Below are 12,334 nucleotides of genomic sequence, written 5' to 3'. Positions count from 1 at the left end.
CCTATGGCAGGCAGGTGATAAGGCTAACCAATAGTTTGATGAGAGAAAAGCTCAGAATTATTGTGGGAATTCGAAAATTTTTCTAAGAAACCGCATTAGCAAAAAACTGCTGTTATACTAATTAAAATAAGAAAGCGTTGATTCGTTTGAAACGGGTCTAGTTTTTGACAAAAGCATGAACATTCTTCGTGACCAACTTCGAGGAAAGTGTGTGATCTGTATCTTGCGTTAGTTTTGATTGGTATACCTCAACTTTTTGTAAGAAGGTGTTTTTTATGAAAAAATCCCTGCAATTTTTTTTCACTCTATGCTTCGCCGCGCTCGCTTTAGTGAGCTGTGGCCAAGAGGAGCTAACCATCAACGATTCGAAAGAAGTTTCTGAAACTGTTACTTCCGCCTCAAAAACGGTTGAAAATGGCGACCTTGATTTGATGCTGATCCAAGATGAGAGTGTCATCTTTCCGCAAAGCCAAGGGGTTTATGATTTTCATGAGAATGAGTTGACGATCGTTAAGCAGTATTTGCCGATGGCAGACTTAGAAGATAGTTCAGCCAGCTCTAGTGATGTTGCCTTGTATGAAGGACAAATCGAAAGTGATTTTCAGCGTCATTTTTCCCATTCAGAGGTACAGTTGTCCAACGACCCTTATCAAATTTATGAGATCACCTATCAAGATGCATCATACACGGTTGAAGGGAAGCATTTGACGATCAAAGCAGATGGACGGACCTTTGAGTTCACCTTAGATCTAGATAATCAACAAGCTTTTGACCAAAATGGTGTCAGTTATGATATTCAAGTCGATCAATAAATATCTTTCAAAAAATAGCGCTGCTTTACTTGCTTAGGTGAGTAGAGTAGGCTTTTTTGTAAATCCTTCGCCAAACCCATTTTCTGGAAGAAAAAATGAAGTCAATTATCTGATGAGTAGGTGTTTTGTTGCAAGTGGTTTTTTCATGGTGATAAAACCTGTTTGGATAGGATACTCTCCGCAGAGGATGAAAAGCTGTTTCTGTTCGCTTTTCCAAAAGTAATCTATCCGCTATAATGGCAAACGAGAAGGTGAACACGTGTATAAAGGAAAAGTTGCGGTTAGAAAAATCGTAGAATTTATTTTGCGCCGAGGCGATATTGATAGCCGCAAAGTCAGTAATCATACCGCGCAAGAAGGCGCCCGTATCCATCGCCAACTACAAAAAGAGGCTGGGGATGCGTATCAAAAAGAAGTCTTTTTCAAACGAGAAAGCCAAATTGAGAAAGATTCGATCACTGTCGAAGGACGTGCCGATGGTCTCTTTTTTGATGCAACTCTTAATTCTTGGGTGATCGATGAGATCAAAACTTCAGAACCAGCGTTCGAAGATATCCCTGAAGATCAAATCGATTTGTTTTTTGCCCAGGGAATGGTTTATGCTTATTTGTTTTTACTACAAGAAAATGAACAAGCAGCGCTTAGTGACAGTGAAAATCAAGAGAAAGCAGAAGCGGAACCTATTGCTGAAGGTAATGATCCGAAGAGACCCATCGATCGAATCGCCGTACAATTGACTTATTATCAAACCACTGAAAAGCTGACCACCCGTACGAGAAGAACATTTCAGTTTTCAGAATTAGCTGTTTTTTATGAAGAATTACTTCAGGAATATCATAAATGGTTAGTTTTTCAAGAGAATTGGCGCCGTGTCCGCAATACGTCTTTGCAGCTGCTGTCTTTTCCCTTTGAAACCTTTCGCAAAGGGCAGCGAGAGTTAGCAGCAGCGGCGTATAAAACACTAAAAAATGGCAAGCGACTTTTTGCGGAAGCGCCAACGGGAACTGGAAAAACCATGTCAACGCTGTTTCCCGCATTAAAAGTTCTCGGGGAAGAAGGGGCAGATCGGGTCTTTTATCTGACGGCGAAGACGATCACCAGACAAGTGGCTGAAGATGCGTTGAGCAAGTTAGCAGACAACGGTAGTGAAACCAAGAGTGTCACGATCACTGCCAAAGATAAAATTTGCTTTCTGGATGAACGAAATTGTACGCCAGAGCATTGTCCTTATGCACAAGGTTATTACAATCGAATCAACGAAGCTTTGTGGGATCTGTTGCATCACGAAAACCAAATAACCCGAGAAGTAATCGAGACTTATGGAATGAAGCATACGGTTTGTCCCTTTGAGCTTTCACTGGATGTCAGTGTCTTTTGCGATGTCATTATTGGTGATTATAATTATTTGTTTGATCCAACCGTTTATTTACGGAGATTTTTTGAAGAGCCAGACGAAGAGTATTTCTTTTTAGTGGATGAAGCCCATAACTTAGTCAACCGTTCGAAAGAAATGTATTCTGCAACGATCTCCCGACAGCCATTTAAGGAATTAAAGAAGAAGCTGCCGAAGGATCAACAGAAATTAAAACGCGCACTAAACAGAGTTGATAAAGAATTTGCGGCTTTAGCCCAATTAGCAAAAGAGGAAGGATGGTCATACCACCATCAAGCAGCTCCCCATGAAACAATGGTCAATCAGCTATACAAATTAGCTGAATTGATGAAGGAATGGTTGCCGGCAAATCCTGAGCATGAATTGCAAGAAGAAGTGCTGCAAGTGTATTTTGAAGCTAACCATTATTTGAAGATCAGTGAATTTTATGATGATCACTACGAAACGACGGTGGAGATCGACCGCTATGATATCAAACTACGGCAATTTTGCATCGAACCAGCGCCGTTTTTGGAATCCGTGTTAGATAAGGGCAAGGCCAGCCTGTTGTTTTCTGCGAGCTTTACCCCTTTGTCGTATTATCAAGAAGTATTAGGTGGCGGCGATGAAGCTTTGCGCTATCGCTTGCCAAGTCCTTTTGATCCGAAAAATCAGGGGATTTTTATTGCGGACTATATCCAAACGACGTATCGCCAACGTGAAGCCAGCATTCCTGCGATCGTTGATGCGATCCAGCAAATGACGGCAGCGAAAGCGGGAAACTATATGGTCTTTTTCCCATCTTATCGTTACTTGGATGATGTGGCGGCAGCATTTTCTCAACAGGCGCCAGAGGTGGAGGTCTTGATTCAGGGGACTGCTATGAACGAAGCAGAGCGCGAGGCGTTTCTTGCGCAGTTTCAATCTTTTGACCCGCAACAATCATCCTTGCTGGATAAAAGTCAAGACGAACCAAAGAGTCAACCAAAAACATTGGTGGCATTTTGTGTCCTTGGAGGAATTTTTTCTGAAGGGATCGACCTAAAAGGCGATCGCTTGATCGGTGCAGCAGTGGTAGGAGTCGGACTGCCGCAAATCAATCACGAGCAAGAATTGATTCGGGAATATTACGATGAGAAAAAGGCAGCTGGCTTTGCGTATGCCTATCAGCTGCCAGGGATGAATAAAGTCCTGCAAGCAGCCGGTCGAGTGATTCGGGATGTCAGCGATCGTGGCGTGGTGTTATTGCTGGATCAGCGCTTTCGGACACCGCGTTACCAAGAACTTTTCCCACTACATTGGCAGCATGCCTTGCAGATTCGTCGGCCGCAAGAGTTATCAAAGGCATTGACTCATTTTTGGCAAGAAAAAAACTAGAAGCAGAGCTTTCAAGAGCGGTTGCGCAAAATCAGTAGATAAAGCTGATTTTGCCTAACCATCACGTTAAACTCTGTTCTAGTTTTTTTGATTAGCGATAATTTGTAAACTGTAAATCGATCGTCAGGGGCAGTTTACGCAACAATTGGATCACCTCTTGCAGATCGTCACGACTTTTGCCTGTTACCCGAATTTGATTGTCTTGAATTTGGGTTTTAACTTTTAGCTTGGCGTTTTTGATCGCTGTCGTTATTTTTTTTGCGTTTTCTTTATCGATGCCATTGATCAATTCTGCCGTTTGACGAGCTTTTGCCCCCAAGGCATGCTCCGTTTCGCCAAATTGAATATTTTTCGTTGGTACATTCCGTTTGATCAGCTTCGCAAAGAGCACATCTTTGATTTGCTCCAGCTTAAATTCGTCATCTCCAACGATCGTCAGTTTGCCCTCAGTCATCTTGATTTCTACTGTGGAGCCTTTAAAATCAAATCGGTTTTTCAATTCTTTTTCCGCCTGTTGAATGGCGTTTTTCACTTCTTCTGTGTTGATCTCAGATACGACATCAAAACTTGCTTCTTTTGCCAAAATCAATCACTCCTCTCATCTCTTACCTATGATTTTAACATGGAGGCGAACGATGCGGGAATGAAAAGTAAATTTTTGCAAATAATTGTTTCATTTTTTCACACAAACTGCTATTCTTTGGAAGGAGATTTTTAGTGAAGGAGCTAGATCATTGTGAGTAAGTTATTAACGAAGCACGAACAATCAGAACGATTGAAAAAAATAGGGGTTATTTTGCTGTCAGGTATCACTGCAGCCATTGCTTTAAATTTCTTTTTGATTCCCGCAAACGTTCTTTCTGCTGGGATGAACGGGGTCGCCCAATTGATCGTGGCACTTGCCTTGGAACATTTTGGCGTTCACCTTAGTACAGGGCTGTTTATTTTCCTCTTAAACTTGCCTATCTTTGTTCTCGGGTTCATCAAACTCGGGAAATCATCGACACTATTGAGCTTTATCAATGTCGTAGTCGTTTCCGTCTTAACGATGATCCTTCCGCAAGGAGCGATCACTGACAATATTTTGGTTAACGCTTTGCTAGGTGGCGTACTGTTAGGCGTCGGCGTTGCGTTTTCACTGAAAATGGGTTTTACCACCGGCGGAATGGACATCCTTTCGTTGATATTATCAAAAACGACTGGAAAAACGGTCGGTAAATATATGTTTATTTTAAACGGCATCATTGTCATGGTCTCAGGTTTCGTCTTTTCTTGGGAAAGTGCGTTGTACACGATCATTTCGATTTTCGCAATGAGCTACGTTGTGGACATGCTGCACACAAGTCATCAAAAGGTAACGGCAATGATTATTACGACCAATGCGGAAGCTGTTGGGAAAAATATTTCTAAGCATGTGTTTCGCGGCATGACTTTGTTCCCCTCAGTCGGAGGGTATTCAGGCGTACCTGGCAATATGATCATGATGGTCGTGACGCGCTACGAGATCTACGATTTAGAACAAGCCGTTTTAGAAGCTGACGGCAATGCGTTTATTAATTTTGTGCCGACCCAATCGATTACAGGCCGTTTTGCGACAGATGATGAACAACGGACCTTTAAAACGACAGGGGTCTTCCCAGAACTGAAAATACACAAGAAAAGCCGGCCATAATCAAGGATCGTCCATTTACAAATCTTGCAAAAGAAGGTATTATTTGAAACAAGAATTAAAGGAGGTCTTCAACCGTGGCATATACTGAAGTAGAAGCAGAAGCAATCAAAGAGCGTGTCTTGGCTGCCTTGGAAACCGTGATTGACCCTGAGTTGGGGATTGATATAGTGAATCTAGGCTTAGTTTATGAAGTCGAATTTGATGCAGAAACAGGCAATACCGTAATCAAAATGACCTTAACAACAATGGGCTGTCCCTTAGCCGACGTATTGACTGAATCGATACACGAAGCACTAAGCGATATTCCAGAAGTCAAAAATCCAGAGGTAAAATTAGTCTGGTATCCCGCTTGGACGACCGATAAAATGAGTCGTTACGCACGGATTGCTTTGGGGATTCGTTAATAAGCATGATAATGATAGAAATAATAAAGAACCATTGAAGATGCTCAAGAAATTGAGTGTCTTTTTTTATTCAGAAAAAGGTGAATAAACGAAAATGAAAAAGAGAATAGTTGGATATCGGAAAATTTAGTAGTTATTTTATGGTATTTAAACTTTATAAAAAGTAATGATATTATAGTTAGAATTATGATAAAGTAGGAACTAAGGCAGTTATAATAAGTTCTTATAGAACTTTAATTCAAGGCGTGGAAAAATCAAAACGAAAATAGCGTACTCATAAATGAAAAAGAGAAATGGGGTTCTAATGATTGAAAAAATATATTTAGAAATAAACGGAGTGAAGCAAGGCTTAATTGTAGAAAGAAATATGAACAAAAATGCTCCAGTTTTATTATTCGTTCATGGAACTGCACCAATTTTACCCTTTATATGGAAGCGGCAAGTAAAATTCAATCAAGATTTCCATACTTGCTATTGGGACCAGAGATGGGTAGGGATGTCTTGTAGTTTGCCTGATGAAGCGGCTTTTAATATTGAAATACTTACAACAGATGTCCTCAAAGTGACAGAACAATTGAGGTATATGTTTAATCAAGACAAAATTTATGTCTTGGGCCATTCTTGGGGATCTTACATAGCGAGTCTCGCTGTTCAAGAAAAACCAGAATATTATTATGCATATATTGGTGTGGGACAAATAAATTGTATGAGGAATTCAGAAAAAGAAAAATATCAGGCAATTTTAAAAGAGGCTTGTAGAAGAAATGACAAAATAGCGTTACGCCGATTTGAAAAACTTGATCTGCCAGACAACTTTTTCGATACATATAAAATCAATAAAGAAAGTATGCTTTATGGAAGTGCCAGTATGAAATATACAGAAAAGTATGGATTTGGAGTGACACGTGAAGGCTATCAAAATAGTAAGCTGTTAAAAGCGGTCTTTCTATTTCCGTATTATACTGTTAATGAAAAAATCTGCTTCTTTAAAGGAATGTTTCAAGCTTCTGAAAAACTCATCAGTCAAATCCTAGATACACCACTTCAAGAGGTAGTTAGAAATATTGAAATCCCGATTCATATCATTCATGGAGAATTGGATAGTTCAACATCGTATAAAGAGGCAAAACGATTCTTTCACAGTGTCGATGCAAATGAAAAAAATTTCTATACATTTTCTCATTCCGCTCATATGCCATTTATTGATGAACCAGACAAATTTATGGAAGTACTCTCAAAAGTAAAGTGTTTTTAATTTGTAACGAACAGTTTGATACTGTACCCGACTCGTGTAACTAATAGAATTGCAAATAGGCATTCAATCTGAGCATCCCGAAAAATGAACAAATATATTGAAAGAGGAGCTTTGTAAAAGGACCGTTGCATTTTCAGAAATGAAACGGTAAACTAGTTGAAAAGATTGGAGGAATGAATCAATGTTAGCTACGAATTTTGGGAAATTTACATACGAAAATCCGTTTATGAACGCCTCAGGAGTCCATTGTATGACGATCGAGGAATTAGATGAATTAGCGGTATCAGCAGCTGGATCATTTGTCACAAAGAGTGCAACGCTAGAAGCACGTGCCGGAAATCCAGAACCACGTTATACCGATTTACCCTTAGGAAGCATCAATTCGATGGGATTACCAAATCTAGGGGTGGACTACTACTTAGATTATGCCATCAAAAAACAGCAGGAAATGACTCAGCAAGCGCCTTTCTTTTTCTCTGTCGCTGGTATGAGTGTGGCTGAAAACATTGAGTTATTGAAGAAGATCCAAGAAAGTGATTTTGAAGGAATCACTGAGTTGAATCTTTCTTGTCCAAACGTGCCAGGAAAACCACAAGTTGCCTATGATTTTCCTTTGACCGATCAAATTCTTGAAACAGTCTTTGGTTTTTTCACAAAACCTTTAGGTGTCAAATTGCCGCCATACTTTGATTTGGCTCACTTTGATGAGATGGCTAAGATATTAAACAAGTATCCGTTAACCTACATCAATTCAATCAATAGTATTGGGAATGCTTTATTCATCGATCCTGCTACTGACTCGGTAGTCATCAAACCAAAAGGTGGTTTTGGTGGTCTCGGAGGCGAATATGTGAAACCAACGGCATTAGCCAATGTGCGGGCTTTCTATACACGTCTCAAGCCAGAAATCAAAATTATTGGTACAGGTGGGATTCGTAATGGTCAAGATGCGTATGAGCATTTGTTGTGTGGTGCCTCTATGTTGCAGATCGGCACAGAGTTGCAAAAAGAAGGGCCGGCGATCTTTGAACGATTGACGAAAGAATTAGAAACGATCATGAAAGAAAAAGGATATCAATCAATCAGTGAATTTCAAGGCAAACTAAAAACGATTGATTAAAACGACTTTCTATCATCCTCTGTTTCTTTTTATAGAAGAAAGTGATAGAAGAAAGGTGGGGTTAAATGGAGAAATTTCGTAAAACAACTGAGGACGATTTAACGGAGTTAATGGCGCTGATTGAGGAAGGAATTGCTTTTTTAAAAGCTCAAGGATCACCACAATGGCAAAATGGCTATGGCCCAAAAGAAACTCAAATCAAAGAAGATATTGCAAAAGGCGAAAGCTATGTGTTAGTGAAAGATGGGAAAATCGCAACGTCTGCGGCACTGGTTTCTGGTGATGATCCTGTCTACAACGCAATTACCGGCGCAGGGTGGGATGGAAACGGTCCGTATCTATCCATTCATCGCGTCGTTGTCAGTTCTCATTTTAAAGGGCAAAAGTTAAGTGCCAAATTGCTGCAAGCTCTTGAAGTGGTTGCATTAGAGCAAGGAATCGTTGATTTGCGTATCGATACGTATAAAGCCAATATTGGGATGCAAAAGAATATCCAAGCAGCTGGCTATCAATATAAAGGAGAGGTAACATTTCCTTTTCCGAATGGAGAGCGATTGGCGTTTCAAAAACGTTTGATCACAAACTAAACATTCTTTTTCCATTCTTGTCACTTGGCTGAAAGAATGGAAAAGGTGTGTCAAAGTGAATTTTTGGTATGAAAATGTGGATAATGGTTGTCAGAATCCTTTCGGCTTGCTAAGATAAGCACGTAAAGGACGGTGCCAAATGAAGAAAAGAATCAAAAAGAAAAAAGCTTATAAAAAATACATCCATGATATTTTTGCAGGTTATGAAGAAATGCTTGAAAATCCAGCGATCGATGAGAAGAAGTTCTCTTATTTGAAAGAAGAAACAACCTTAAAACGAGACGATCAAAATCAAATCCGTTTCCGTACGATCGATATTGATTAAACTACCTTTTGGGTAGTTTTTTTCTTTGTTTTTGTTAATTGGAAAAATTTCAGAAAAAAAGCTTGCTCTTTCATTCATAGAGTGATAAAGTATTCAACGTTGGCAATTGAGCCAGCGGGTCAAAACAACAGTTGAAAAATCTTCAAAAAAGACTTGACCAAAAATGAAACAGATGATATTATAACGAAGTCGCAATAATAAAACAGTTAATCAATGTTGATACATCAACGAAATTAATTGAAAAAAGTTGTTGACAAATAACAAATCATTTGTTATTCTAATTAAGTCGCTGAGACAGCCGCTACGAAGTTGAAAAACAACGAGCGAAAAAAACTTTTAAAAAAGAGTTGACAATCAAATGTCGCTCTGATATGATATAAAAGTTGCTAACACAGCACGGTAGACCTTTGAAAACTGAACAAAGCAAGCAAACGAACCAATGTGTAGGACGTTTCAATTTATTGAAACAAATACATGCAAGCAATAGCTAGCAAAGTTAATTTTTATGAGCTTAATGACCGTATGGTCATTCAAACAAATCATTATGAGAGTTTGATCCTGGCTCAGGACGAACGCTGGCGGCGTGCCTAATACATGCAAGTCGAACGCTTTTTCTTTCACCGGAGCTTGCTCCACCGAAAGAAAAAGAGTGGCGAACGGGTGAGTAACACGTGGGTAACCTGCCCATCAGAAGGGGATAACACTTGGAAACAGGTGCTAATACCGTATAACACTATTTTCCGCATGGAAGAAAGTTGAAAGGCGCTTTTGCGTCACTGATGGATGGACCCGCGGTGCATTAGCTAGTTGGTGAGGTAACGGCTCACCAAGGCAACGATGCATAGCCGACCTGAGAGGGTGATCGGCCACACTGGGACTGAGACACGGCCCAGACTCCTACGGGAGGCAGCAGTAGGGAATCTTCGGCAATGGACGAAAGTCTGACCGAGCAACGCCGCGTGAGTGAAGAAGGTTTTCGGATCGTAAAACTCTGTTGTTAGAGAAGAACAAGGATGAGAGTGAAATGTTCATCCCTTGACGGTATCTAACCAGAAAGCCACGGCTAACTACGTGCCAGCAGCCGCGGTAATACGTAGGTGGCAAGCGTTGTCCGGATTTATTGGGCGTAAAGCGAGCGCAGGCGGTTTCTTAAGTCTGATGTGAAAGCCCCCGGCTCAACCGGGGAGGGTCATTGGAAACTGGGAGACTTGAGTGCAGAAGAGGAGAGTGGAATTCCATGTGTAGCGGTGAAATGCGTAGATATATGGAGGAACACCAGTGGCGAAGGCGGCTCTCTGGTCTGTAACTGACGCTGAGGCTCGAAAGCGTGGGGAGCGAACAGGATTAGATACCCTGGTAGTCCACGCCGTAAACGATGAGTGCTAAGTGTTGGAGGGTTTCCGCCCTTCAGTGCTGCAGCAAACGCATTAAGCACTCCGCCTGGGGAGTACGACCGCAAGGTTGAAACTCAAAGGAATTGACGGGGGCCCGCACAAGCGGTGGAGCATGTGGTTTAATTCGAAGCAACGCGAAGAACCTTACCAGGTCTTGACATCCTTTGACCACTCTAGAGATAGAGCTTCCCCTTCGGGGGCAAAGTGACAGGTGGTGCATGGTTGTCGTCAGCTCGTGTCGTGAGATGTTGGGTTAAGTCCCGCAACGAGCGCAACCCTTATTGTTAGTTGCCATCATTTAGTTGGGCACTCTAGCGAGACTGCCGGTGACAAACCGGAGGAAGGTGGGGATGACGTCAAATCATCATGCCCCTTATGACCTGGGCTACACACGTGCTACAATGGGAAGTACAACGAGTTGCGAAGTCGCGAGGCTAAGCTAATCTCTTAAAGCTTCTCTCAGTTCGGATTGTAGGCTGCAACTCGCCTACATGAAGCCGGAATCGCTAGTAATCGCGGATCAGCACGCCGCGGTGAATACGTTCCCGGGCCTTGTACACACCGCCCGTCACACCACGAGAGTTTGTAACACCCGAAGTCGGTGAGGTAACCTTTTGGAGCCAGCCGCCTAAGGTGGGATAGATGATTGGGGTGAAGTCGTAACAAGGTAGCCGTATCGGAAGGTGCGGCTGGATCACCTCCTTTCTAAGGAATATTTCGGAAGACTACACATCGTTTGCCTTTGTTCAGTTTTGAGAGGTTTACTCTCAAACAAAATTTGTTCGTTGAAAACTGGATATCGAAGAAATAATCAAAACAAGTAACACACACCGAGTTGAAATGTTAAAAGAGTTTTTTAATAAGTTCAACGCTTATTTTCTTGAGCAACCTTCTATCGCTAGAAGAAGTACTCAAAACCGACCGTAAGGTCAAAGGTTAAGTGAATAAGGGCGCACGGTGGATGCCTTGGCACTAGGAGCCGATGAAGGACGGGACTAACACCGATATGCTTTGGGGAGCTGTAAGTAAGCTATGATCCAGAGATTTCCGAATGGGGGAACCCAGCATCTTTTATAGGATGTTACGTCTGCGTAAATACATAGCGCAGTCGAGGTAGACGCAGAGAACTGAAACATCTAAGTACCTGCAGGAAGAGAAAGAAAATTCGATTCCCTGAGTAGCGGCGAGCGAAACGGGAAAAGCCCAAACCAACAAGCTTGCTTGTTGGGGTTGTAGGACTCCGATATGGTAGTCTATTCAGATAGTCGAAATACTTGGAAAAGTATGTCAAAGAGGGTAAAAACCCCGTAGGCGAAATTTGGATAACACCTAGGAGGATCCTGAGTACGGCGGAACACGAGGAATTCCGTCGGAATCCGGGAGGACCATCTCCCAAGGCTAAATACTCCCTAGTGACCGATAGTGAACCAGTACCGTGAGGGAAAGGTGAAAAGCACCCCGGAAGGGGAGTGAAATAGATCCTGAAACCGTGTGCCTACAACAAGTTAGAGCCCGTTAATGGGTGATAGCGTGCCTTTTGTAGAATGAACCGGCGAGTTACGATAGCATGCGAGGTTAAGTTGAAGAGACGGAGCCGTAGCGAAAGCGAGTCTGAATAGGGCGAATGAGTATGTTGTCGTAGACCCGAAACCATGTGATCTACCCATGTCCAGGTTGAAGGTGCGGTAAAACGCACTGGAGGACCGAACCCACGTACGTTGAAAAGTGCGGGGATGAGGTGTGGGTAGCGGAGAAATTCCAAACGAACTTGGAGATAGCTGGTTCTCTCCGAAATAGCTTTAGGGCTAGCCTCGGAATTGAGAATGATGGAGGTAGAGCACTGTTTGGACTAGGGGCCCATCTCGGGTTACCGAATTCAGATAAACTCCGAATGCCATTCATTCATATCCGGGAGTCAGACTGTGAGTGATAAGATCCATAGTCGAAAGGGAAACAGCCCAGACCACCAGCTAAGGTCCCCAAATAACTATTAAGTGGAAAAGGATGTGGGGTTGC

9 protein-coding genes and 2 rRNA genes (1 of these 11 only partly in view) are annotated in these 12,334 nt (G+C 41.9%); 10 read left to right on the top strand and 1 reads right to left on the bottom strand.

Going from position 1 to position 12,334, the window contains the following annotated elements; genetic code table 11:
* Positions 1 to 275 precede the first annotated feature (275 nt).
* On the top strand, positions 276 to 812 hold the full coding sequence (locus IGJ44_RS09205; RefSeq protein ID WP_016613385.1) for a hypothetical protein: 537 nt from the start codon (positions 276 to 278) through the stop codon (positions 810 to 812).
* Between the two features lie 259 nt (positions 813 to 1,071).
* Positions 1,072 to 3,561, top strand: a complete 2,490-nt coding sequence (locus tag IGJ44_RS09200; protein WP_430605650.1) for an ATP-dependent DNA helicase — start codon at positions 1,072 to 1,074, stop codon at positions 3,559 to 3,561.
* Between the two features lie 91 nt (positions 3,562 to 3,652).
* Here the strand turns inward: IGJ44_RS09200 and IGJ44_RS09195 are convergent, their stop codons facing one another.
* Complete coding sequence (locus tag IGJ44_RS09195) at positions 3,653 to 4,144, bottom strand: YajQ family cyclic di-GMP-binding protein (protein ID WP_005230187.1); 492 nt, start codon at positions 4,142 to 4,144, stop codon at positions 3,653 to 3,655.
* Between the two features lie 153 nt (positions 4,145 to 4,297).
* Here IGJ44_RS09195 and IGJ44_RS09190 point away from each other — a divergent pair, with 153 nt between their 5' ends.
* From IGJ44_RS09190 to IGJ44_RS09155, 8 genes are all read left to right on the top strand, one after another.
* Positions 4,298 to 5,233, top strand: a complete 936-nt coding sequence (locus IGJ44_RS09190) for a YitT family protein (protein ID WP_005230189.1) — start codon at positions 4,298 to 4,300, stop codon at positions 5,231 to 5,233.
* Between the two features lie 74 nt (positions 5,234 to 5,307).
* Positions 5,308 to 5,637 (top strand): metal-sulfur cluster assembly factor, encoded by a 330-nt coding sequence (locus IGJ44_RS09185; RefSeq protein WP_005231940.1) that lies wholly within the window; start codon positions 5,308 to 5,310, stop codon positions 5,635 to 5,637.
* Between the two features lie 304 nt (positions 5,638 to 5,941).
* Complete coding sequence (locus IGJ44_RS09180; RefSeq protein ID WP_240934879.1) at positions 5,942 to 6,892, top strand: alpha/beta fold hydrolase; 951 nt, start codon at positions 5,942 to 5,944, stop codon at positions 6,890 to 6,892.
* 181 nt (positions 6,893 to 7,073) lie between these two features.
* A complete protein-coding gene (locus IGJ44_RS09175) occupies positions 7,074 to 8,012 on the top strand; it encodes a dihydroorotate oxidase (RefSeq protein WP_074932577.1) in 939 nt (312 codons plus the stop codon).
* 65 nt (positions 8,013 to 8,077) lie between these two features.
* Entirely contained in the window at positions 8,078 to 8,599 is a 522-nt protein-coding gene (locus IGJ44_RS09170; protein ID WP_074535282.1) for a GNAT family N-acetyltransferase, read from the top strand.
* A 139-nt stretch (positions 8,600 to 8,738) separates the two neighbouring features.
* A complete protein-coding gene (locus IGJ44_RS09165; protein ID WP_005230211.1) occupies positions 8,739 to 8,924 on the top strand; it encodes a hypothetical protein in 186 nt (61 codons plus the stop codon).
* Positions 8,925 to 9,464: 540 nt separating this feature from the next.
* Positions 9,465 to 11,023 (top strand): 16S ribosomal RNA (locus IGJ44_RS09160).
* 229 nt (positions 11,024 to 11,252) lie between these two features.
* Positions 11,253 to 12,334, top strand: a 23S ribosomal RNA gene (locus IGJ44_RS09155) (it continues 1,833 nt past the right edge of the window).
* The 16S and 23S rRNA genes sit together here, the layout of an rRNA operon.

Origin of the sequence: Enterococcus sp. DIV1368d (genome assembly GCF_050542975.1) — a bacterium.
Classification (GTDB): Bacteria; Bacillota; Bacilli; order Lactobacillales; family Enterococcaceae; genus Enterococcus_D; species Enterococcus_D casseliflavus.
The sequence above is the reverse complement of the archived record's forward strand: the minus strand, read 5'-3'. Positions and strand labels throughout refer to the sequence as shown.